This is a genomic window from Sphingobacterium sp. Lzh-3, from assembly GCF_046764375.1.
GTDB lineage: Bacteria > Bacteroidota > Bacteroidia > Sphingobacteriales > Sphingobacteriaceae > Sphingobacterium.
In genome coordinates this window covers 2,672,181-2,695,548 of sequence record NZ_CP177226.1, presented here as the reverse complement: position 1 = coordinate 2,695,548, position 23,368 = coordinate 2,672,181, and the positions used below count along the sequence as shown (strand labels likewise).

At 40.0% G+C, this 23,368-nt stretch carries 18 protein-coding genes and 1 pseudogene; 8 read left to right on the top strand and 11 right to left on the bottom strand.

The features are described from left to right. Positions 1-140: 140 nt before the first annotated feature. From ACLCDV_RS11085 to ACLCDV_RS11075, 3 genes are all read right to left on the bottom strand, one after another. A complete protein-coding gene (locus ACLCDV_RS11085) occupies positions 141-1,304 on the bottom strand; it encodes a FecR family protein (RefSeq protein ID WP_411973704.1) in 1,164 nt (387 codons plus the stop codon). 75 nt (positions 1,305-1,379) lie between these two features. Next, on the bottom strand, positions 1,380-1,901 hold the full coding sequence (locus tag ACLCDV_RS11080; RefSeq protein ID WP_411973703.1) for an RNA polymerase sigma-70 factor: 522 nt from the start codon (positions 1,899-1,901) through the stop codon (positions 1,380-1,382). A gap of 489 nt (positions 1,902-2,390) precedes the next feature. Next, positions 2,391-3,632, bottom strand: a complete 1,242-nt coding sequence (locus ACLCDV_RS11075; protein WP_411973702.1) for a hypothetical protein — start codon at positions 3,630-3,632, stop codon at positions 2,391-2,393. 199 nt (positions 3,633-3,831) lie between these two features. Between ACLCDV_RS11075 and ACLCDV_RS11070 the strand changes: the two genes are divergently transcribed. From ACLCDV_RS11070 to ACLCDV_RS11055, 4 genes are all read left to right on the top strand, one after another. Further along, positions 3,832-4,269 carry a hypothetical protein gene (locus ACLCDV_RS11070; protein WP_411973701.1) on the top strand — a complete coding sequence of 146 codons (438 nt, stop codon included), beginning with the start codon at positions 3,832-3,834 and terminating at the stop codon, positions 4,267-4,269. Positions 4,270-4,283: 14 nt separating this feature from the next. Beyond that, positions 4,284-5,279, top strand: coding sequence for a helix-turn-helix domain-containing protein (locus tag ACLCDV_RS11065; RefSeq protein WP_411973700.1), 996 nt, complete (start codon positions 4,284-4,286; stop codon positions 5,277-5,279). 268 nt (positions 5,280-5,547) lie between these two features. Next, positions 5,548-6,081: a MauE/DoxX family redox-associated membrane protein gene (locus tag ACLCDV_RS11060; RefSeq protein ID WP_411973699.1), complete on the top strand. Its 534-nt coding sequence runs from the start codon at positions 5,548-5,550 to the stop codon at positions 6,079-6,081. Continuing rightward, positions 6,068-6,400, top strand: a complete 333-nt coding sequence (locus tag ACLCDV_RS11055; protein WP_411973698.1) for a hypothetical protein — start codon at positions 6,068-6,070, stop codon at positions 6,398-6,400. Before ACLCDV_RS11060 ends, ACLCDV_RS11055 begins: the two co-directional genes overlap by 14 nt. A 36-nt stretch (positions 6,401-6,436) precedes the next feature. On the opposite strand, the gene ACLCDV_RS11050 is transcribed toward ACLCDV_RS11055, so the two are convergent. The 4 genes from ACLCDV_RS11050 to ACLCDV_RS11035 are packed head-to-tail and all read right to left on the bottom strand — an operon-like array spanning position 6,437 to position 13,097. After that, positions 6,437-7,909, bottom strand: a complete 1,473-nt coding sequence (locus ACLCDV_RS11050; RefSeq protein WP_411973697.1) for a TlpA family protein disulfide reductase — start codon at positions 7,907-7,909, stop codon at positions 6,437-6,439. 1 nt (position 7,910) lies between these two features. After that, entirely contained in the window at positions 7,911-9,269 is a 1,359-nt protein-coding gene (locus ACLCDV_RS11045; protein ID WP_411973696.1) for a RagB/SusD family nutrient uptake outer membrane protein, read from the bottom strand. Between the two features lie 10 nt (positions 9,270-9,279). Beyond that, the gene (locus ACLCDV_RS11040) at positions 9,280-12,705 is read right to left on the bottom strand and encodes a SusC/RagA family TonB-linked outer membrane protein (protein WP_411973695.1); all 3,426 of its coding nucleotides are present in this window, start codon (positions 12,703-12,705) and stop codon (positions 9,280-9,282) included. Positions 12,706-12,722: 17 nt separating this feature from the next. Beyond that, positions 12,723-13,097: a hypothetical protein gene (locus ACLCDV_RS11035; protein WP_411973694.1), complete on the bottom strand. Its 375-nt coding sequence runs from the start codon at positions 13,095-13,097 to the stop codon at positions 12,723-12,725. Positions 13,098-14,102: 1,005 nt separating this feature from the next. Between ACLCDV_RS11035 and ACLCDV_RS11030 the strand changes: the two genes are divergently transcribed. From ACLCDV_RS11030 to ACLCDV_RS11020, 3 genes are all read left to right on the top strand, one after another. Then, positions 14,103-14,720, top strand: coding sequence for a hypothetical protein (locus ACLCDV_RS11030; RefSeq protein ID WP_411973693.1), 618 nt, complete (start codon positions 14,103-14,105; stop codon positions 14,718-14,720). A gap of 234 nt (positions 14,721-14,954) precedes the next feature. Next, on the top strand, positions 14,955-15,152 hold the full coding sequence (locus ACLCDV_RS11025) for a hypothetical protein (protein WP_411973692.1): 198 nt from the start codon (positions 14,955-14,957) through the stop codon (positions 15,150-15,152). A gap of 92 nt (positions 15,153-15,244) precedes the next feature. Further along, positions 15,245-16,435 carry a hypothetical protein gene (locus ACLCDV_RS11020; RefSeq protein ID WP_411973691.1) on the top strand — a complete coding sequence of 397 codons (1,191 nt, stop codon included), beginning with the start codon at positions 15,245-15,247 and terminating at the stop codon, positions 16,433-16,435. Between the two features lie 79 nt (positions 16,436-16,514). Here the strand turns inward: ACLCDV_RS11020 and ACLCDV_RS11015 are convergent. From ACLCDV_RS11015 to ACLCDV_RS11000, 4 genes and pseudogenes are all read right to left on the bottom strand, one after another. After that, positions 16,515-17,207: pseudogene (locus ACLCDV_RS11015) on the bottom strand (transposase); the annotation flags it as partial. A gap of 337 nt (positions 17,208-17,544) precedes the next feature. Then, on the bottom strand, positions 17,545-18,630 hold the full coding sequence (locus ACLCDV_RS11010) for a hypothetical protein (protein WP_411973690.1): 1,086 nt from the start codon (positions 18,628-18,630) through the stop codon (positions 17,545-17,547). 195 nt (positions 18,631-18,825) lie between these two features. Continuing rightward, complete coding sequence (locus tag ACLCDV_RS11005) at positions 18,826-20,241, bottom strand: 5-methylcytosine restriction system specificity protein McrC (protein ID WP_411973689.1); 1,416 nt, start codon at positions 20,239-20,241, stop codon at positions 18,826-18,828. A gap of 10 nt (positions 20,242-20,251) precedes the next feature. Continuing rightward, on the bottom strand, positions 20,252-22,570 hold the full coding sequence (locus ACLCDV_RS11000) for an AAA family ATPase (protein WP_411973688.1): 2,319 nt from the start codon (positions 22,568-22,570) through the stop codon (positions 20,252-20,254). A gap of 420 nt (positions 22,571-22,990) precedes the next feature. Between ACLCDV_RS11000 and ACLCDV_RS10995 the strand changes: the two genes are divergently transcribed. Continuing rightward, positions 22,991-23,329 carry a hypothetical protein gene (locus ACLCDV_RS10995; protein WP_411973687.1) on the top strand — a complete coding sequence of 113 codons (339 nt, stop codon included), beginning with the start codon at positions 22,991-22,993 and terminating at the stop codon, positions 23,327-23,329. Positions 23,330-23,368 lie beyond the last annotated feature (39 nt).

Genomic DNA, 23,368 nt, shown 5'->3' with positions numbered 1-23,368 from the left:
CATACATTTGATTAGATAAGGTTTTACTTGTAATTGTGTTAGTACTATAGTTCGTTTAGAGCCTTATATTCTGACTGGAGGTATTCCCGTACCTCCAGTTGTTTTTAGATTCTCTATTACGCTGTGTATTAATTATTCTATCATTGGCCTCCTTTTTGTTTTACCATTAATGTTCTGTTTTTGATTTGGATATCCAGCCCTGTTAGCCCTTCCAGCACAGCGCATACAGCCTGAATAGATTCCGTTCGTTTAATTCCACCCTGATATTTTTCTTCACTTACAGGCTGTTTGTATTCCACATCGAGATCATACCACCGCGCAATCTCATTCATGATGCTCTTGAGATCCTTACCTCCGAAATAGAAATATCCATCTTTCCATGCAAGTGCTTCTTCCAGATCGGCCTTTGTGATGGTTATTCGTTTGTTATCTACCAATGTCGCATTTCCTTTGTCTATCAATACCGATTTATCGGCAACACTAACTTTTATTTTCCCTTCCGTCAGAATTGTCTTGATCTGTCCCTCCCGGAAATGAGTGTTGATATTAAAAGCTGTCCCTACAGCTTCTACAGTAGATTCGCCAACTTTCACACGGAATGGTCTGGAAGAATCTTTTGCGACCTCAAAAAAAGCTTCGCCTCTGATCGATACACGTCGTTCATTTCCAATAAATACGGAGGGATATTCAATTTCGGAATCAGCATTTAACCATACTATTGTTCCGTCATTTAATTGGACACGATAGGTTCCACCAATAGGCACCTTTAGTTTATGAAAGTAGACCTCATCTTTGCTTGTGGCAACATAGTCAAGTTGGTTATCTGTTATTTTCATAAGATTTCGGCCCTCATGAATTGTTGTATTGTCTTTTTCTCCTAAAAGTATCGTCTCCCCATTTGACAATGTCAAAATAGCCTGATGTTTTCCCGGTACTACGTACTTACTTTTTGGGGTTACGACCAATACCTTTTCATCCATAGAAAAATGAGGTACCGCCCAGATTCCGATAGCGAGTATTGCAATAATAGAGGCAGCAACAAGCCACTTTTTTGTTTTCTTTCTTTTACGGTGCAATTGAGCTTCATCCAAAATCGAGTCCCATTTTACTTGAATATCCTCACGCATATGTGCTCTCAGAAGATCATATATTTCCTCTTGCTTGGCCTCCCTATTGTCCAACCAGGTCTTTATCCTTGGATATAATACCTGAAACCGTTGCAGCTCCAGCAGATCTTCGGCAGATATTGTTCCACTAAGATATTGTTCCATTAATTGGGCTATCCTTAAATAATTTGATTCCATAATTTAGTTCTATGACGCCATCTATCAACAAGACGCGCAAGTAGGGAGAAAGGATGACAAGAAAATAAAAAAAATTTAAAATAGTAGGATTTTGATAGACCGCAATACCGGGAACAACATCTTTTTTAAGCTTGCCATTGCCCTTCGTTTTTGCGTCTTAACAGTATTTATCGAGATTCCGTAAGACTCAGCGACCTCTGAATTTGATTTTTCTTCAAAGTAAGCCATGTTAAAAATATTCCGACTGGCTTCGGGAAGATTCCGAATGGATGCATACAATTGGTTAATGACTTCGGCATATATTATATCTTCCAATATATCTTCATCGGATATTTCGATCAATGGATTGGACTGACGATAATTGTGGATAACCTTTATTTTTCGGAGATGGCTCAACGAAGCATTCTTGACCATCGTATAAAGATAAGATTTGGCAGGCTGTTCGCCACCCGGAAGAGCTATATCACTAGCAAGAAGTTTAACAAATACATCTTGTACTATATCTTCACCGGTCTCATTACTACCTACCAAACGGCGCGAAAGCTCGACGAGTCCATAATAATTCTGTTCAAATAAAGCTTTTACGTTATCTTCCATTAGGTTCGATGGTATGAAATAAGCTGGTTAACTATCGATTACTTTCGATGTTTAATATAGGAATTTTAAATTACATACACGTATTTTTTTAGGGAGGTATTTCTTTTATCATTTCAGATCAAATTTCTTTAATTTTTTTTTCATACCTATTCGTTTTAAATCACTCCTACCATTTCCTAGTCAACACCTCTTGAGAATAAGCAGCCGGATTGACGTCTGCTTCGCCCCATGTTCGTACCTGCTTCGGAACAGCAACAGATGTTATACAGCTATTCTACAGCTATTGACCAGACTTTAAACAGAAAAAATCTGGTTCACTAGTGGTCAATTACTGTTGGCAAGCTGTTGAGCTCCGAAGCTGGTACGAAGCAGGTACGGACAGCGTCCTAAGCCAAGGCGTGCGGAGGGGCCAGTTTGCGGCTTGGCCGCGGCCTCTTTTCCGGGGCCACAAGCACCGCAGCAAAGCCATCGGGGAAGCTATTTTAGCTCTTAGCTTGCAGACAGTTGGTCCCCCTTGATCCGAAATTTTAAAAACAATCCATTTTCGTCCAATGTCAGGAGCTTAGAGTATTCCCAGAAAGCATAAAATCTTTCGCGCGAGCGGCGTGTTACCTTTAACATGGCATTGAGTTCTGATGCAGGCAGCTGGGCTTCGATCGACGCCCGTACAGCAGGATCCAGGAGCAGCATTTTGGCCCCTTCCTTTTCATCGGCACCTTCATATTTCTGCAGCTGGCTATAGCAATAGAGCATATTGATGTAATACGTATTGCTCACTTTGACCAGCCATTCCGAAGCGATCAGCACCTGACCTGCCCTATCCGAAATCATCTGTTTGTCGCCATCTTTGTCGCCTATAAAAAAGACACGGTTTTTACGGTACAGGAAAACAACCTGATGCACCTGCAGTATGCTACGGTCTGCCGGTATTCCAGCAACTTGCAGTGACCGAATATAGGCCAGTAAAGCGGGCATGCTCCTTTGCTCCTGCCAGACCTTCAGGAGCGCGCTATCAGGAAGCGCGGGGCCATTGCTGTCCGCTTTTAGCTCGCGGATCACTTCCGAGAGCTCACCCTGCTTTTGCAGCAGCTGTTCCATTTGCTCCTGCAGATTGCGCTCCTGCCTGCGCAGGTCGGCATTGGCGTTCAGCAGGCTGCCGCGCTGTGCGATCAGATCCTGTTGCCTTAGTTCGAGTTCCTCTTTACAGTCCTCCAGTTGACCGAGGCGTTTAAATGTAGACAGTGCCAGCTGCGGGTGCCGGTACAGGTATATGCAGTAGAGCAGCAGCGGCACAAAGAACACCCAAAAATCATGTTTAAAGTAACTGTTGAAAATCGTATACCCGCGGTGCTGGCTCAATACTGCCGTCATCAGCAGCAAGTGCACAGCCGTAAGCAGCCCCAGTGTCAGTCCTAAGAAAAGTAGTGCCCGGTAGCGCAAGAGCCGATGGTTAAAAACCTGGATAATCGTCGATCGCGCAGCATAAACCCAATGGAGCATCCAGGCAATGAAGTAAGCATACAGCACGAGCAGGCCCACGGTAGCCCCGATAAAAAAGAAGGTATTCGGCCTGTGCCAACGGACCGACAGATGATCGATGGCGCTCCCCATATTGATCCAAATGGCGTAAAGCAGAATACCCAAACTGTATACGCCTATTTTCAAACTTTTATTCCTTTTTGTAACCATAGCAATAAAAGTAATCTTTACTTTATTCAAAATCAGCATCATAGATAAAAATAGCAAGCAAATAGATAATTATATAAACTTGTAGTTATCACCGCTTCGGCTTAGATGGAACTAAAAACAGAAAATACGGTACAGAATGTACAGAACCTTACACATTCTGTAAATCTGCCACAAACAGCCCTTGACAGCGATTTAAATAGCATTTTTCTTTGTAGTTCATTCAAAAAAAGCGAACTTGATTATGAAAAATTCCTTTGATACCGCTGGAGTTATCCGTTTCCAGCAGGCCCTATTATCGGCTCCCCAAGACTTCCGAGCGCTGCAGATCCAACGCGTAAGGTGTGATTTTAAAAACTTTCTGTGCGAGCATTTTGACTTTAACGAAAGACAGCTCCGGCAGATCAGCCAGCTATCGACCGAGTTTAATACACGCATGGGTGCGGTCATTGCCTCTAGCTGGGGCCTGGGCCTTCCCATCCCCTTTCGAAAAGAGAAACGGCTTACAGATGAAGACGCCAAGGATATTATCCTGTCCACAACCACGGGCAATCTGTCTTTTACAGTAGGTATCTGGATCAGGTACCGTTCGGCGCAAGCCGATTGCCTGCGCAGCGAACCGGAGTACGTGGGCGGTAATTTCGAGCGGCTCTGGACTTTCCAGCGTACGGATGCTTATTAGGCCAGCAAAATCGTATGAGGAAAAGTCCGTTTCATATTGCGCCATTTCTCGCCATACGCGGCATCCAGCCCATCAGCACACGCAGTAAGCCCGACTTTGTGCGGTATCCGCTGCAGGCTGTTCCTTGGGAGCTGATCCACCTGCCCGATTGCCGTATTGCCCTGCAATCGCGCCCCTGTCTTGGCGTCCATATCCAGCTTGTTGAAATCAGCAGCACAGTGGCGATGCAAATTCCCTATTCGGTGGCTGTACCCTGTTGTAGCCTAATGGCACTGTTTGAAGGCGAGTTAGCAATGTACGGGCAAGCGCAGCAACACTTGTTCGGTATACCCAGCAACAGTATCTGCCTGGGCTATCATCCTGCCGGCGAATACCTGCTTCATTTTCCCGCTGGCGAGCATCGATTTATGCTCATCAGCATTGACCAGGAATGGCCCTGCGACCTGAAAATGCATTTTCCGGCTTTTGCCGAGCTGCTTTCGGTCTGGCTCAGTGCCAGCCCTGCAGCCGTTTTCTTACCCTACATCCCCCTGTCGAAAGCTATGTGCGCCCTGCTGGATAGAATACGGTTCAGTCCGATCCGGAAGTTCAAAGATTCCCTCGCTGTACTGTGCGCTTTCGAGCAGTGCATCGCGCGGTATCACAAGCAATTGTCCCGACAGCAGCAGGCCACTAACAGCAGGCTTGCTGCTGCGGGGCAATCCCTGCAAGATTACCTGTTGCGCAATTACAACGACGATCTGGCGCTGCGCATCTGCGTCATCTGTAGGCAACTTGGCTGGACCAAAAGCCAGCTCTCCCGTATTGCCGCGGTACAGCTCAAAAAAAGCATCCGTCAATATATTGGCGACAGCCGGCTCGACCGCGCCTGCCTGCTGCTGCGAAAAAGTACGCTCAGCATTGTCGCCATTTCATTGGAAACCGGCTATACCGACCCCGACTACTTTAGCAAGCTATTCAAACGGAAAATGGGCCTTTCTCCGACAGATTACCGCAACAAGGAAGTCTAGCCGCTGTCCGTTGTTACTGGACAAAATGCTGTTGGCCTTCTAAAAAATAGATCGTTAGACCGCCAAAACTACAGGTCGTTGGCTATTTGCCGCACTAACTTTGATAAACAAACTAAAAACTAAAATATGAAGACAACACATTACCGCCGAAAATTTGCCCTGTTCCCGCGATGCCGGTGAGTGGCAAGATCAACCAGGAAATCCATCGGTCTCCGGCCGAAGGGCTCCGCAGCAAACAAACATAAAACACAACAACACAAACAAGCTTATGGAAAAGCGAATCACAGTATCGGTACATCAACAGAAGCAGCGGGCGAGCTTCAGCAAACGCGGCGGTTTAATCCACCGGATTGCGCGCTCGATCTATCGCCGTCTGCCTGATGTGATCATCTACGGTTATGCTTTTCTATACATGTATACGGGCTGGGCCAAGTTTATGAACATGGCTACTTTCATCAGAGGTAATAGCAAGATCCCCTATCTGGGCGCTTACGCGAAACTGATTGGCTACGGTATTCCAACGTTGGAGATTGTGCTGGCTATCCTGCTGATTGTGCCTGTATATCGGATTAAGCGCTCTGCACTGTGGGCATCAAACCTATTGATGGGGGTATTTACCCTCTACCTAAGTTTGATGGTCCGGTTTGCAGACAAAAAGCTTTGTCACTGTGGTGGTGTGATCGAATCTATGGGCTGGAAAACGCATATCGTCTTTAATCTTATCTGGCTGATTGCGGGAATCTTTGCCCTTATAAGCATAAAAGTTATACATTTTAAAATCCAAAAAAATGGAAAAATTTAAAAAATTAGGACAAGTGCTACTAGGCGTAGCAACAATAGGCGGCGCAATATTGACGCAGTCTTTTACACAACAAGCAGCCGCTAATAAGAAGTTGGCTGGAATCCATCGTTATTATAACACAACTGGAAGCCCTTCTACAAATCCAGCTGATTACATCTACGGAGATGAAGATGGCCTTGATTGCCAACCAAATGATTCCAAAGTGTGTACTTCAGAATGGAATCTGGGATCGGCGAATCCAGTTGTTGGTCAAGCGCCGCCATTAACGGCAACATTTGTACCTAATAGCGACCAAAAGGGAGAATATACCCCTAATTAGTATTTTTAGAAGCCGGAGGTCACACTCCGGCTTCTTTTATTTTCGTATCGCCTGATCAATAGTCTCAATTAACGTTTCTACCTTTTTGCCACTTCTCCCCAATTTTACATTATCCGAAGTCTCAATTAAGCCTGTTTTGCCCATCAGGATTGGAAAAGGATACGCCTTTATATTTAGGTATTCAATCAACGGGTGATGGTCTCGTAATCCATTTGTGTAAAGCTTAATACTATGATCTGAATTATATTTTTTCGATTCAACGGACTTTTTCCAGAATTCTTTCTCTCTATCGATGCTTACACTAACAAACAGGACGTTTGGATTCTGACTAAAATGCTCTTCTACTTTAGAAACTGTATTTTTAAAATAAATGGCACAGTTGTTACACCCTGTATAATAGAAATCGAAAAAGACCACTTTTCCCAATAAGTCCTTTTTATGCCAAACCTTACCGTTTAAATCTGTTAAATCGAAATCGGGAAAAGGTTTGCCGACTGCCACTGCTTCCCTAAGCTTTAGCTTTTCTAGTCGAATCGAAGACTTCGAATGTGCAATAAGCCAATCCAAGAAAACTTTTCTACTCTCCTCATCCAACCCATAAAATGATCGCTTTAAAGCAGCATAGCCCATATTTTCCAATGATTGGTCTTGAAAATAGTCTTCCAATAGTTTGATTCTATACTTGATATTATTTTGACCAAACAATGTATTTTTTAATGACCAATACGCAAGATAAAAATTAATATAATTGCTTGACGACAATTTGCCCTTTTCAATAATAGTTCCTCCGTAAGACGACTCAAATTTATGCAATATGCCCGCTATATCTTCCGTGCGCTTGGAATCATTTCTAATGAAGCTAACTGTTAGTGGCCTCAAAAGAAAGGTATAGTAAATTTTGTAAAACATATTAGCCAACATCCACTCTTTGGCGGGAAAATCCAAATCTGATTTATTGACCAGCCTGCCAGCTTCAATATTCATATCCACAGCACGATCAAATATTGTCAAATGGGCAAAATCACCGGTAAAATAGTCTACTGATGAAGGATAACGGAAATAACTAACCCTATTCCATAACATGCCATCCAGCGTATACTGTAAACGATATCGTTCAGCACCGAAGCCCGAAAAAGTGATCTTATCAAAATTTCTTATAGAATGATTATTGGTTATGACTATACTATCCGTAGCAGAAACATACCAATTGTCAATAAACTCATTTCTGGAGCCCTGCTTATACATATTGACCGTAAGTATAAAATGCTTCGGCAAATTTGCCAGCTCGATCTTACATTTTCCATCTATCACCGAAAAGACGTGACCATCCGTCAATTCTGTTTCAAGTTTTAATACGTCAGCGTCTTCGTCTAGACGCTGTATTGTCACTGCGGCTTTCTCAAATTGATCAAAGCCCGCTAACTTCATAACAAAATTTGATTTCCTTTGTGCTGAGAGCATAAAAACTGTATGCAACAGGATAGCTATACTTAAAAATATCTTTTTCATATTATCTTGGATTTTGGGGCATTGGATTTAACAATAATTCTTTTTGCGGGATAGGCAGGACGTACTTCGGATCATTTGGAGATAACACGATTTCATTGCCATTGATCTTTCGCCGCATTGTCACCTTTTGATCTGTGGATTTATTTAGCCTTTTGATATCGGAAAGCCGAAGACAACGAAAGAGCAAACTTTTGCGCCTTTCTTCGAGAACGTTCCCCAATGCGGCAGTCTGATCGCCAAAGCTTACAGGAATATACTTCCCTGTTTTCCAACGCGTAGCCATCAATTTATTAAACAGGTTTTCAGCCTCTGCTAGTTGCCCTCTGCGCAACAGACATTCCGCGGCATTCAGGTACACTTCATCAATGGCCAGTCCGACAAAACAGTTAGCGACACCAAAGTATCCGCCTTTAAAACGTGGAAGACCTGCATTGATACGAAAAAAAAGCTGCTTACGGAGGTCATCGGGCCTGTAAGATCCATATAATGTACTATCGATGACATGGTTATTTTGCGATAAGATTGCAGGATTGGCGATATAGGCCGAAAAAATCACCTCCTTATTCAGTCGATCAAAAGGGAAATTGGCCGTCGTGTTTAGGCTATTATAATCCAGAAGTTGATCGTTGCTAGTCAGGCACAGTTGTGCATATCGAAGTGCAGTTGCGTAGTTTGACATGGCAAGATTTATCCGAGATAACAATGCCCAAGCTGCCATACGCGAAGGTCTCAGTTTATTTGCTGGTGCTAATGGCAATAATTTCGTGGCCGCATCTAAATCCGACAACACGTATTCATAACTCTGTTTCAACGAACTACGCAGCATCTTATCATTGACATTTGCTGTATTCTTTATCGGGATTCCTAAGGGATCAGATTCATCATAAGCCCCGCAAAATTCTGCTAAGAGCGCATAATGGTAGAATGCCCTAAAGAATAATGCACTACCTTTCACATTGTCCCAGCCAGCAGGATCGGAATCTCTTTGCACTTTATCGATGCCTTCGATGATTGCATTAACCTGCAGTAGTTTATCGTAAGCATCGCCCCAGCTGGCACTTCCTTCACCCTGATAAAAATCATCACCGCCCTTTGCCCAAGTATACATATTGCGGGCAGCAGCAGAACTGAGTCCGTTAAATGTTGCATCAGGTACATAAAGGTTGTCTGCGGAGACTTCCATATTGCCGAATGAATTTGAATTATTGAATTTGGCTGTATTGTCCAACCAGGCCTGATAGTCCACAACACTTTTGGGCACGACTAGCGATTGATCCGGTTTTATATTGAGCCAAGAGCTGGAACAGGCTATCATCGCGCTTAGTCCCAACACTGCTAATATGAGCATATATGTTTTCATTGTTATTGAATTAGTAGGTTAAAGATGCTCCAAGTGTTACTTGAAATGGCATTGGATAATTTGTTATTGGATTGGCATTTCCAGGAATATAATCCGGATCGTATCCCCAGTCATTTGCTTTCCAAAGAAGTCCTAGATTTTCTAACTGACACGACAGCTTAACTGCCCGCTGCTTCCCCCCAATCATTGGCTTTAGGCTGTAGGAAACAAATACATCCTGCAGACGTATATGCGCTGCTTTCCCTACATTAACTGTACTCTGTTGATATACTAGGTCACGATTGGTATTTGCCGGATAGCTAAAACTCGGCACATCGGTCATTAATTCATCACCTGGCTTCTGCCATCGATCAGCAAATTCAGCATGCCCAATCAGCCTTCCCGAACTGGCAAGCTGGCTGTATGAAAGGCTTGGCTTACGAAATACATAGCCCAGTTTATATAATATGCTTGCACCGAGCTCCCAATCCTGATAGCGAATCCGGTTGATCCAGCTACCAAAATATTTGGCGCGGGTCATACCGCTATACACCAGATTATCAGCATTGAGCTTGTTAAGTACATTATTATAGTCTGCACTGACCTCTCCATTCAGATCCAAAATACGAGGGTCGCCGTTTGTAGGATCAAGCCCTGCCCATTGGAAGCTGTATAAGCTGTGAACCGGAAAGCCAACACGTGGTATATTATCGTTGGCCGTATAGGCTACCACTGGGACAATCCCTTTATCATAGGCCTTTACCTTATCATAGGTATAGCTAAACATGAGGTCAGAGCGAAAGCCAAATCTACTCCCCTTTAGCACATTTGCAGTCAGCTTGACATCTACACCTTGGCCCGAAATAGAGCTGTAATTGCCGCGCATAGACCCCACTCCGCTGCTCGGTGCAAAGGGCTTATCGCCGATCATATCCCTTCCATTTTTAAGGTAGTATTCCAGACTGCCCCCTAGCCATTTGTTGGCTAGCCGAAAGTCGACAGCAAAATTCGCCTGTCCAATACGCTCCCAACGGAGATCGGGATTGCCAAGATTGGTCATCACGGCATAGGGCAAATGGGTAAAGCTTGCATTGCTACGATACTGCAGTGTGGTTACACCAGTCAGATTGGAAGCTAGATTACCACTATAGCCATACGTAGCACGCAGATCAAGCTGATCGAATAGTCCTTTTTTAAAGAAAGACTCTTTTGAAAGCCGCCATTTTAGTCCTGTAGACCAAAGTGGTACTATCTTTTGATTGGTATTGACACCAAAATAATTGGAGCCGTCCATCCGAATGCTCGACGAAATAATATAACGATCGCGCAGCGCAAATGAACCATTGAAAAAAGTAGACACAAACCGAGTTACGCCCTTTCCCTGACCGCTGTAGTTCGGAATTGCGGCAGCCGTTCCATAAGGTGATAAGGTGAAATACGACAGATAATCCACAGGCTGCGCAGTCAGAATATCCTTATCATAACCGTACAGTCTAAAATAATCCGAGCTGCGTTGCGTTTGCGATAGCTCAGCTCCCAAGAGCATATCCAGACGCCAGTCTTTCGCTTCGCGCGTATAGTTAAGCTGCCCCCTTAGGTTGGCAGCCTGTGTACGGCTCTTTGTAAAACTAGCAATATCCCCGACCGGAATATTATAGCCAACAACCATTCCATCCTGTAATTGCGCGTACTGATTGATCATATTACGGGTCGCGAAAGATTCCTGTGTGGCTATCAGGCTATTATCCAAAAAGCTTTGTTGCGTCTGCGCACTAATATCGGCAGTAAGCCCCTTGACTAATTGTAGGTTTACTGAAGTATAGGCACGGATATCATGGCTATCGCTACGGTTTTCAGTACGGCCAAGTTCCTGCAGAGGCCAGTAGCTCCAGTCGATAAAACCTTTTTGAGGTGCGATTTGATCTACCCAATTGCCATTAAATATGGGATATAGAGACGTTTGATTACCCTCGTCATCCCATAGACGAGAATAAGGATAAAGACCATGGCCACCGAGCACATCAGCAAGAGTATTGTCTACCGAGTTTCTTGCCTTTATATAATTTAATCCTACGGTCCACTTTATGCGATCGGTAATAGCCAAGGTATTCGAGAGATTGAGCGAAAGGCGGTCTGACTGATTCTTGTTTAGACTTTGCAAATCTTTGTTGTACGCAACTGAGGTGTAATATTGTCCTTTACCATAGCCGCCACTGATATTGAGATCATAATTTTGCAGGAGCCTATTGCGGTAAAAAGCTTTCGAAAGATCATTCCGAATATCAGATCTACCGAATTGGTTAGCAAGTTCCTCAGCTTCTGCAGTATTTCCCTGGTGGAGCAATTGTACATAAGGCGAAATAACCGGATAGTTTTGCGTATCGTCAAATAAGGTATTATATCGACCATTGTCAAAGAGCAGCTTTTCTGCCGATAAATACGTTTGCGCATCCATATAATTGGGCGCATATTTCAGATCCGGTTTTGCTGCAATCGAGAACCGTGAAGAGAAGGAAATTGTCGCAGGCTGATTGGCCTGGCCTTTCTTTGTCGATATAACAATAACGCCATTTCCCGCCCGTGCCCCCCAGATGCTTGCCGCAGCTGCATCTTTGAGCAGGTCTACTGACGCAATATCCTCCGGATTGAGCATATCGATATCACCGCTATAGGGAAATCCGTCTACAACAATCAGCGGCTGATCGTTGGCAAAAATGGTACTCTGCCCTCGTACGGAGATATCTTTATCCGAGTTGAAACGTAGGCCACTTACCAGACCTTTCAAACGTGAGATCACCGTTGTGGACGGACGGCTATTGAAGTAATTCATATCCGTTTGGGCGAAACTCCCCGTCGCTCGCTCTTTCGGGATCTTTTGGTACCCGGTAGAGACCACCTCAACCTCGTCCAATTGATTCTCTATCGGTATCAATTTCACTCGCAATGATACCCCAGCAACATAAGGCAGTTCTAATCGCCTGAAACCCATGTGGGAGAATAAGACTTTACCTTTAGGATTGGAAACTGGCAATGAAAAGGAACCATCGCTTTTGGACGAAGCCCTACCCTTTTCACCTTGCACTTGGATGGATACCCCTTGGATGGGTTTACCATCGATTGACGATACGACTTTTCCGCGGATAGCTAGTGGCCCATCTGCCCAGCTGTCCCTGCGGGGCGTCTGAGCCGATAAACTAAACATATGAAAACTGAACATCATAAGGAACAGGATTAGAATTGTCCTTATGGTAAACATTCCCTTTACGCTCTTTGGCACCGGCACAGGGGTACATGCCGACATCATCTGCCTAAAGCTATATACTATACAATTGAAGTGGTACTTTTTATCCCATGCCTTTAGTACTATTTTTAAATTATTTTTTTCGGCACCTTTTATAGCTGCCCGATAGTCTACCTTATCCAATAAGGCAGATATCCAGTTTGACCTGTGTTTCATCTGCTTATTGTTAAAAGTTAGTCTGCTATTCTCACAAAGAGATCGTGAATCCTTTTCGTGACCGAAAGCTCTTGTCTACTTACCTGGGTAGTCTCCGCATCTGAAATATCAATGTTATCGATTTGAATATGATTGGTATGCGCCATAAAATAGGCGACTAATAAACGAAACAGATCAGCTGAAAAAACCTGTTTATGGCTGACTACATAGATTTCGTTCATATAGTTTGTATCCGTGTGATTTTTTAATAACAGATTGATTGTATTCTGAATACTTATGAGGTCGTACTTTTCCCAGAAGTCGGTAATCTTTTGGATAGGATCATATCCTGTATCGTGGATTTCATAGAGTGCCAGCTCTAAAGCTAGCACATTTGAATATTTTTGGTTCATTTTATCGGTTCAATAAAGATGACTTGAGCCTACCCGTCCTAGCAAAGCGAGCATAGCTTCCCCAATTGCAAATTTTTTGCATTAAAAAAGGGTCGTCAATAGCAGTATTGTTTTACAAAAACTGCTTGTACAACAAGAAAAAATTAACAGTTCCGCAAAGCGCCCGCAAATTGGTTACAAGTCATCATTAGGGGTCGTTATGGCGCTTCCTCTCGGAAAGAACTAAAAAACCCGACCTATTTAGTATAGAATAACAATACAAAATTATAGTATTTAATTTTGTTGTTTAAAAATAAAAGTGCTACATTTAAGGTGTTCGAAGTCTCGTAAGAGCAATTTTTTTAATTACACAAAATTAAAGGGTGTAGTGTATCTGATACAGATCGGGAAAACCTAGTTTAAGGGCCTTCCTAGTGCTTACCTGTTCGGCATGAACTATTTTGCGAATGCCGCTAACCCCTATTTTGGTTTATACTGTTTTTAACCGATTATTCTGGAGCCCGAATAATCTTACTTATTAAAATTGAATTGGAAAACCAAATGCTAACCTTTTTGAGGTAAGCCTGGTGTTTTTGGCGCTCGTTTAATCGTTTTGTCATAATCTTATTGGTTATAAAAACGATGACACTCGAAAAGTTTAAGGAAGCTCAGATTGATAGAAACCAATAGGGAGAACCTTGCTGCTTATATGGTTGAGGGAAACCGGCAGGAAACCCTTTAGCAGTATAATCTACAAGAGATTTTTCTGCTTCACCTCCAAAAAGACTGATGCAAAGCTCGCCCTATTGGCTACTAAATATCGGTAAAGATAAAAATAATCCAATAGAATGGCGAACTCGCAGTCTTCTCGCAGGTAAAATTTTGCCGGTTTTCTCAAACGAGAGACATCGTTAGTGTAGGACTGCTCCTATACGTATTGTCGCATTTATTATAAAGCAAATGTAAACAATCATTTCCATTTTTCAAAACAATATTAAAAAATGGAAATCACTCTATTTAAACAATATGGATATACCTTTTATTTTCTTAAAAAATATTGAAACTGCAAGAGACCATATAGGTCTTTCTGCGACCGATATGGACAACTTACTTAAACAATATGATATCAAATACTCTTCCTTAAAGAAAAAAGTGTCGTTAGAAGCTGCTTATTATATATCTAAAATATTTAATAGAGTTATTGAGGATTTTATTGATGACAATTTTGATCCATTTGAGCTAAATACAGTTAACATTAAAACGCAACAATATATACAACATAATTCAACAAATGAAAAAACCAATGTAATCTCCAGTTTTATAAATGCCTACGTTATAATCATTATAAAAAATCTACCAAAGGGTACACTATTTGTCAACTCTGACATAATTCCTAAACTGCCGCCAGTTCTAAATTTAGAAACTTCTATCGATTGGACGAGTGGTTTATTAAAGGGATTAGTAAAGAACACTAATACTTTTAGGAAATCTGCAAATGATAAAGACCCAAGAAATCGCGGTGAGGCCATTTATGAGTTAAAGATGGAAGTACCTGAGCACACCATAAGGAAAGCAATTAAGAAAGTGGATACTGTATGGCTAAAAGATTTTGAAAACAAAAATACCTTAACCAATAAACTATAATTATGTTCTCATTCGGATTATTCATGTACCTCATTTACGGAGGATTTATTGCAATCTGCCTCTACGGGCTGTACCTGGTTCTTTCAAGTCTCCTTGATAGATATCTTGTCGCCAAACGTGATCACACCGCAGCGTTACGCGAGCAAAATGAAATTTTAAAGGATATTGCAAGAACTGTTAAACCAAGCGACGACAATACTCCCCCCACTACTATTTAAGTTTATTTAATATTTAATGAATTACGTTGTCATCACTGAAAATGACGTGTCCCAATGGAAGGATAACAAAGGAAGAGAATATCACTTCCCAAAACGCTATTTAAAATATTTGACAAAAGGAACTTTTATCATTTACTATAAAGGTCGAATGAAGGATACCTCATTTGCTTTGAAGCGAATGAAATTTTTTGAAGACAATAAAAAGATCGCCTAACATGGTTTTGGTAAAAGTGGCTTTTTTCACTTTCGCTTACGAGAACTTTATTTTTCAAAGGAATAGTGCATTTATTTTAAAAAAAAGATTAAATGAGAAATACTAATAACACATACATTTTTATTTATATTGAGGAATATAGACCCACTGAAAATTTACTATTGTTTGACTTTGTTGACAACCAAAGTTTTATGGAAATCAAAACTTTCATTCGAAGTGACCCACAAAAAAGAAGCTCAATGGTATTGATAAGAAATTATCACGGTAAAAAATTAGAAGAGGGCGCAGTTTACAGGGTATCAAGAAACAAAATGCTAGAGATTTTCCTATTGGAATCTATGCTAGAAATTCACAATTCATATCTAATCGGATATTCATTTGAGTATTCAAAAGTATTATCCGATTTATTTTCAGCTAAACAGGAAATTATCACATATTACTTAGATGAAAAATCAAATCTACCTCTATTAACCAAGAATTTCCCCGTATCTGATGCATCCGGATTTAATGTTCGTAATGTCGGGCATGCAAATTGGAATGAAGTTGAATTTGAGCATCGAGTTAAAATAGTTTATGATATAGGATCACATTTACATTCAACAAAGCAAGAAATAGATAACCTGTTCGCAGATAAATATATTGAATACAAAAAAAATTTACCTATGTTAATAATCAGTCATTGGGATAAAGATCATTATCATGCTTTACTGGGTTTGGAGTCGGAAACTATACAACAATGTTTCTCAACATTTATTTTTCCTGAACATACCCCAAATGCAACATCAAAAAGAATTGTTGATAGAATAAGAAATAGCCTTCCGAAGAATAGTATACATTACATCAAAAATCTTAAGAAAGCAGGAAGAAAAGTAGAAAGTATCTGTGAACCAAATTGTAATATTCAAATTTATAGAACTAGAGAAAACTATTCACGGAACAAATCCGGAATTCTTTTGTGTGTAAAAAGTAGTTTTGCTAGCGTTATTTTTTCTGGAGACGCAGATTATAGTACATGTAACTTAATCCTTCAAGAACTAAAATATTATCATACGAATCATTTGGTCGTACCACATCACGGTGGAAAGGCTGGAGCCTTTAAATATGTTCCACACAACTCTGTGAATTTTGGAAAAGCAATAATCTCCACGGGCACAAGCAAATTTTTACATTTTAAAAATCACCTTAATAAAACAAAGGATGACCTAAAAACTAAAACCAAATTTCAAATAATTGAAGTAGAGGAACAAAAAAAAGATGTACATATTAAATTAAAGAAATTTTGAAGCTCGATTCCCATACAAAGAAGGGCCTGTTCCCACCAAGTGTATAAAAAACTACGGAGTTCAGTTATGTCCCTTATAACTAGGCTCTGTTTTCAAGTAAAGTTAAGAACTGATTTAGCATAAGAGCCCAGTTTCGAATGGGCATTGTCCATTTTCTAGAGATTTCTCTCAAAGCCAAATGGACAACACAGACCTGGTTACTACATTCAGGGAATACACTCCGTATAGTAGCCGAGAAACCATTAAGATCACCAATCGCTGTAATCGGCATATCCTCTACTCCCCAGGATTTCCAATTTGTCTGGATTGCCATCCAAAAACTGACACTCTCCTCATTGCCCAGCCACTTACTCAGAACTTCTTTATAACCCTCCCTGTAGAGCCAACAACAAAGTAAATGGTTTTATTGACCACTTTGGAGTTCTCCCCTAGCCTTAAAAACAATGCTCCAGGCAATCAGATAGACGCTGCCAAGCGGGCAGTTTTGCCAGGCAATAACATCACCCGCCACACGGTCGGTAATACGGGAAATCGTCGATTCAGAAAGCTCAAATCCATACACATCGCGCATCATATTTTCTATATCCGACACACTCATATTTTTGGCATATAGCAAAACGATTACGTTCTCAACTCTATCAATTATGTTCTTGCATTTGGGAACGATGATCGGATTGAATTTACCATCGCGATCACAGGGAACCTGTATTTCTAGATCTCCCTGATCACCACGAACTTTCTTACTCTTATGTCCGCTACGGAAATACCCCTGCCCACTGCGCTCATTCTTTTAAAGGTGGCCATCCATTTCTCCTTCGAACATTTTCAATACTGCTTGTACCTGTATCTGATCCGTCCTTAAAACTCTTTTAAGCCCCCCTTGTCGTTTAATAGTGACTCCTTATCAATCATACTCTTATATGGTTAGTAAATAAAAAATGTGAAGTCCTTTCAAACTCCGCATTTCTATAAATTACAAACTTTATGAGACAGTATCCAATTCAGCAAACACATTTTCATCGGTCAGAATAGAAATATGTTTATACTGTACCTCAGATTCGTTAAGCTCTAATGTTTGTGCTTAGTATTAAAAGCCATCCTTCAATTCATTATGGTTCTGTGTGTAAAATTTCAGCTTTTCCAGTTGCAACTTCTAAGTCCACCTTTTTGAAATCAATTTCATCGAAACTTTTAGTATTTTTTATAATTGAAATATCTCCACTGTAAAAAGGCTCCGATACCCTTAATATTTGCTTTAGATAAGAACAGTGTCCTGAAGCAGCATTTTGTACAATAGGTAATACCAAATTGTACTCGAAGCTGAATTCCTCAACCTTTGTAGATGGAAACTTAATTCCATCTATTTTTTTTTCATTTTCATTCAATGACGATACATATTCTAATAGAAACTGAGCCACTATATATTCTGGTTTAAACCCTTGATTAACTTTGACTTTTATTGTACTAGCTAGATAGAGAGGAAAAAGTGTTACAAATTTCAACAGAAGATCAAGTTTTTGCGAAAATGAATCTGCCAATTTCATTTTCCCAATGAAACCTTCAACTGTCAAAATCTCCAATACATTCAAGATCTTGTTGGTCTGGAACAAAGAAATATAACTTTCTTTTGATTTTGGTTCATCTATTTCCAATTCGCGAAAACATATTTTGGTAGAAGATCCTAAATAAATCGAGGGAACCCCAGGTATTGAATATCTTTGTGTACTACATAGATGCCTTAATTGGAAAGGTATATGAAACATGTCAACAGCTCTTAGAGGTTTAGGTGAATTCCTAACTCTATAAAAATTTGTCCCAAGGGTTATTTCGGTTATAAATACATTATCTTTGAATTTTAACAAGTTGTCTAGAGACGAAGAAAAGCTTTCGTAAAATTTATTTGGCTTACCATTAAAATAGTTTTTAATACCTCTCTTTAGAACATCACTAAATCCATATATCCTATTGAGCAATTTTAGCTCATCCTTGTTTGACGTAATACCTGATTGAAATTTATATAGCTCATTAAGATATTGTGAGAAATTATTCTCCTTTAAAAAACTATAGTAATTATCAATTCTTAGGGCGAAATAATTCTCAAAATCTTCCTCGAAATACTTAGATGGGGCTTCAAAAATATTTCTATTTTCGATTATGCATTTTAATAATCGTTCAATTAAATCATCTCCATTCATAATAATATAGTAAAAAATGTAATTTATTGAAGGTTACAGCTCAATTTTAGTAAACCTTCGGTCAAATAGCTCATCAAAATTATTTTTATCAAACTATTTAATTAAGCATCCTTATAATTAATATTGTAGTTTTTTTTCCTCTAATTGATCTTTAAAAAAAATAAAAACTATATCATAAAATTATTACGCTAAGAATTAGTTCATCACACCTAATCCTAATTTATATACTTTATAATAATCATTAATATATGACGAATCCTTTATTATGCCTTCGGCCGACAGGTTAATTTCTTCAGTAAGGGAAAGTTCTGGGTAGATAATCAAACAATCTACATTCCGATCTTCTTCTATTTCCAATTCTTTCCGAACTTTATTCAATCTCGCGTATCCGGCGACCTGCCTGATATCTTGATGCACCAAATGAGACTTGTATTGTAGCTTATACTTCGCATCAATGATTATGGAATTCTTCCCATCTTTTATAAGAATATCCAATGAATTACCATATGTGGAATACTGATATTTAATCTTACCCGTGTCATGACCATTGGCTTCCAAAAGCTTCTGATATACATAAAGTTCAAACAACCGCGGCATATCGATCCAAAACGGCGGAGTTTCCACAGGTTGCTTCTCTGTCGCTTGGCTGATATTATAAGCAAAGCGCTTAAGAATGTAACTCCCGATCCGAACGGCATCCCTATATTCTTTAAAAAACGGATTATACTTAAACTGACGTAGTACATTCTCCCCTTCCAAGTCTCCTATATGCTCAAATGCAGGCCTGATATAACTGGTGATTCCCTCTAGCAGCTTTTCATTACCCTGAAAAAGGCTACTATGATTGCCAATGTAAGCGATAGCAAATTGAAAAACCTTTTTAAGAAAACGGTTTTCACTATTGTCTTCTCCAAACACCTGATACTCACAATAGGTTTTGGTCAATCGATTTTTAAGGATATTATGTTTGACCTGTTGTCCCACCAAGATCTTTCCCTTGACACGGTTACTGAGGTTTTCACTCACCTTGTAGTATGACTTTTTCAGACCTTTCCGCACGATCTGCCTAAGCAGTTGCAGAAATTGCACCACCAAAAACGGCGTCAGGCTGTCATCCTCCTGCTCAATACGGATCATAGGGTCATGCCACTCGATCTTTATCAGATCCCTACATTCTTTGGCAACTATTGGATCTGACATTGCATCCAACAGCATCCTCAGGTAATTAACCTGTACTTTATTGGATTCGGTTTCTAATTCTCTCGTGTCTTCTGAATCCTCATATTTATATTCCTCAACATCTGCTTCCTTGTTGCTCAGCTCAGAAAAGCGTTCGATCACATATTTATTGAGCTTAGGAGCCACATGCACATATTTTTCACCAGGAATAAGCCAGTCGACGCCAACATAGTAATCGGCTGTGAGCTCAACTCTATTCTTTGATTTGATAATGTGGAAGCAATTATAAGCCTGCCCTCGCCTATTTTTATATACGCGAGGAATACAGGATGACCATTTGGATAACTCGTCAGTCCCAACCGGATTTCCATCTGCATCGTATTCCTGCTCAAATAGGACATGCCTGACATGCTCGTACAATGAAATCTTCATCTGCTCAGAATTATTTACCTGGAATTTCGTTTGGCAGTGCGAGTACACGCGCTCGCGCTTCTTCATGAAGCACGGCGTCCTTGATATATTCGAGCAGGATGGGTCTGATCTCATAGTCCAGTCGCATGTCCATAGTCGCATCTTTCTTTTTAATAAAATAGGAATGACCGAGCCATACATCTTCGGGACGGAACTCTGCTGAAAGATAGACCGAATTTTTGAGCAGTTCTCGATTTTTTGTATAATCTATCGTCGGATCATAGTCCTTGACAAACAACTTGGACACTTTGTTAAACAACTCGGTATCGAATCCGTCATTCAAATCTAGTTCTAGATTTTTGGGCAGGACATCCACAAAAGCAAATCTTCTACGGATCGCATAGTCGATATGGCCAACGCTCCGATCGGCCGTATTCATGGTACCTATAATATATAGATTGTCGGGAAGACTGATCTTATTTGACCCGTCAACATGATACATGGACTCTACATCTTCACCACGGTATTCCAATGCATAGATAAGTTCGCCCAAAACCGCCGATAAGTTGGCACGGTTGATCTCGTCCAGTATCAAGATATAATTTTGATCTGGATGAAGGGTAGCCTCATCAGCCATTGACACCAGTTGTTTATTTTTAGCCCTATATCCTAACTTATCTCCATTCACTTCAGATTCTATACCACGCACAAAATCTTCATATGTAAAACTTGGATGGAACTGCATAATACGGAGACGGCTCGTATTACTGATATCTTCGCGCTGCTCCAGGGCATCGATCTGTTCATAGATGTATTTTGCAATAGCTGCTTCGTAAGAATCATTGCCATATCTAATGGATCCCACTTTGGACCAGAATTGCCCAGCATAATATTTGATAATGTTGGCAAAACTTGCTGGATATTGTTTACCTGTCTGGTGGGTCTTTACAGTAAAGCCATTTTCATTGACCTTGATAATCTCATAATCAGCGTAGTCAGACACGCTACGGAAAGTCTGGCCTTGTCTAACTATTGCCTTTATAGTCTCAACACTGATCTGATCAGGTTTTTTTAAAATGGTGTCTTGGTCAGCTTCAAATAATACTTTTGCTAAATTTTTCGCAAGAAGGGTCTTCCCTGTTCCCGGGGGGCCTTGTAGAATAATCTGCTTTTTGTATTTCAGCAGTTCTATTAAGGGATCAATATGTTGATTTTCCATATATTGCTTTTCCGTAATTTTTGCAGGTATGATTTCAATTTCCGTTTTATATGATACAATGGGTGTCTGATTGCCAACACTTGGGTATTGGTAACCGGTCTGAAAAGTAAAATTATCTGAACTTATTGGGTCAATCTTATATAGCTTGCGCGCTAGATAAATAATTTTAGCTTTTTTTCCCGTTCCATCATAGTAATTTTCAAACTTGTCACTGTACCACTCAATATCTCCATATTGAGCTTCCCAAGCCGCTTCATCAAGCTGCTTCTGATCAGTAACGAGATCTATGATTTCCGCTATATAGTGTACATTATAGCGAGTGGTATAAAATATTTTAAAACTGCCGTTCTCCACAAGGCATTCTCTAAGCAATTTAATTGTGCCAACTGTACCACTAGGCTTTTTGTGATTCCAGACAGCAACATAATGTTCATCGGTTTGGGGTCTTGCTACTTCCTCTTGCCAACCTGTGGAATCAGCAACCATCAAACCTATCAAACTTTCTGTCCAGTTATCTTTAATGAGGTAACAGATGCGACTCAATAAGTGGGTGTAATTTTTAGGGTTGTTGACCTCAAAGCCGAAATTCTGGAAATATTCAAGCAGTTCATTTACTACTTCTGACTTCACATATACTTTGCCAAACAAGTTTTGCGTCAACTGTTCACGGTGCGAATCACTGAGCATAGTAAAGTTTCCAACAGGATCTTCTAAGTAAGCTATCGCATTTTTTACAGATCCTTCAGGAATGGGGAGATCAAATTTATAGCAAAGTAATTGGTTCACCCAATTAGGCATCCTAACAGCAGCGGCAGCAAGAACGCGCTTATCGGCATAAGCGTTTAATTCGTGCTTACGATATGCTCTGATGTCACAATAACTGATAACGGTAAAAAGTAACTTGAGAAAATCATGGTGTTCGGAGCCGTTGTCATACTCCTGTTTTAATAAGTGATAATCCTCCTTATTGTTTAAAAGAAATTGTTTTTGCTGCTCTGTCAACTCATACTGCAGTAAGCTATCCAGAGCATCTTTCGCTTTTTGAAAGTAAAAATCGGTATCTTCTATAATGTCCTTACAGTGCTCATTTACATATGCCGCACGGATACTCAATTCTAATTCCTTTTTCATAAAATTTAAATAAATGGCTACGATTCCCAAAAGAGAGGGACAGACTTACCAAGACAAATAGACATGTATTCGATTTGAAGCTAAGTAGCACTTTTCACAATTAAATATAAGTAATTAAACGTAAAAATATTACACTTTATAATCACTTGTTAATAAAACTTTCACTTTAAAAAACCTAATAACATACTAATGAAACAATTAGAATGTAAGTATATATAAAATTATTTTTTATCTTCATTTTTAACAAAACTTGTTCAGGCATCCTATAATCTAGATCCATTAGCCTATTTGCTAAAATTAATCATTTGTGTATTGTTATTGATAAAGAGAGAGATTCAACAAAAATTTTGCAAGCTATTTTTTTTATCATAAAATACTATTAAATTTAGCAAACAAAAGATTTCATTAAACTTTTATAATATGCAAAAGAATATTTTAAAATCAACTTTAGTTGATCTGATTTCAGTTCTAGCTGGTATTTCCACTATTTGTAGTAATGTAATTAAATTTCGTAAGTACAAACCCAATAAGTACAGAAAACCGAATAAACATAGAATTTTAAAGAAAATAACCTGGTATCTAATGGGGTGTACTCTCCTTTCTTCAATATCAATTGCTCCGATCATACTATTCATCGGCATTACTTTAACTGACAATATTTTTCTCCCTTTGCTTCTAACAATATCCTTTTTAGTAGCAGTATGGATACCTGCTGCTCAGATGGCTAAGGAAGACAAAATTTTACAGCATTTTATTTAAAAAAACATACCTTCCTATTTCTTAAACATATAATTGTCA

What these genes read in the sequence shown, in the direction of transcription:
- ACLCDV_RS11085 (WP_411973704.1), bottom strand. Translation starts at nt 1,304, where the DNA reads ATGGAATCAAATTATTTAAGGATAGCCCAATTAATGGAACAATATCTT.
- ACLCDV_RS11080 (WP_411973703.1), bottom strand. Translation starts at nt 1,901, where the DNA reads ATGGAAGATAACGTAAAAGCTTTATTTGAACAGAATTATTATGGACTC.
- ACLCDV_RS11075 (WP_411973702.1), bottom strand. Translation starts at nt 3,632, where the DNA reads ATGATGCTGATTTTGAATAAAGTAAAGATTACTTTTATTGCTATGGTT.
- ACLCDV_RS11070 (WP_411973701.1), top strand. Translation starts at nt 3,832, where the DNA reads ATGAAAAATTCCTTTGATACCGCTGGAGTTATCCGTTTCCAGCAGGCC.
- ACLCDV_RS11065 (WP_411973700.1), top strand. Translation starts at nt 4,284, where the DNA reads ATGAGGAAAAGTCCGTTTCATATTGCGCCATTTCTCGCCATACGCGGC.
- ACLCDV_RS11060 (WP_411973699.1), top strand. Translation starts at nt 5,548, where the DNA reads ATGGAAAAGCGAATCACAGTATCGGTACATCAACAGAAGCAGCGGGCG.
- ACLCDV_RS11055 (WP_411973698.1), top strand. Translation starts at nt 6,068, where the DNA reads ATGGAAAAATTTAAAAAATTAGGACAAGTGCTACTAGGCGTAGCAACA.
- ACLCDV_RS11050 (WP_411973697.1), bottom strand. Translation starts at nt 7,909, where the DNA reads ATGAAAAAGATATTTTTAAGTATAGCTATCCTGTTGCATACAGTTTTT.
- ACLCDV_RS11045 (WP_411973696.1), bottom strand. Translation starts at nt 9,269, where the DNA reads ATGAAAACATATATGCTCATATTAGCAGTGTTGGGACTAAGCGCGATG.
- ACLCDV_RS11040 (WP_411973695.1), bottom strand. Translation starts at nt 12,705, where the DNA reads ATGAAACACAGGTCAAACTGGATATCTGCCTTATTGGATAAGGTAGAC.
- ACLCDV_RS11035 (WP_411973694.1), bottom strand. Translation starts at nt 13,097, where the DNA reads ATGAACCAAAAATATTCAAATGTGCTAGCTTTAGAGCTGGCACTCTAT.
- ACLCDV_RS11030 (WP_411973693.1), top strand. Translation starts at nt 14,103, where the DNA reads ATGGATATACCTTTTATTTTCTTAAAAAATATTGAAACTGCAAGAGAC.
- ACLCDV_RS11025 (WP_411973692.1), top strand. Translation starts at nt 14,955, where the DNA reads ATGAATTACGTTGTCATCACTGAAAATGACGTGTCCCAATGGAAGGAT.
- ACLCDV_RS11020 (WP_411973691.1), top strand. Translation starts at nt 15,245, where the DNA reads ATGAGAAATACTAATAACACATACATTTTTATTTATATTGAGGAATAT.
- ACLCDV_RS11010 (WP_411973690.1), bottom strand. Translation starts at nt 18,630, where the DNA reads ATGAATGGAGATGATTTAATTGAACGATTATTAAAATGCATAATCGAA.
- ACLCDV_RS11005 (WP_411973689.1), bottom strand. Translation starts at nt 20,241, where the DNA reads ATGAAGATTTCATTGTACGAGCATGTCAGGCATGTCCTATTTGAGCAG.
- ACLCDV_RS11000 (WP_411973688.1), bottom strand. Translation starts at nt 22,570, where the DNA reads ATGAAAAAGGAATTAGAATTGAGTATCCGTGCGGCATATGTAAATGAG.
- ACLCDV_RS10995 (WP_411973687.1), top strand. Translation starts at nt 22,991, where the DNA reads ATGCAAAAGAATATTTTAAAATCAACTTTAGTTGATCTGATTTCAGTT.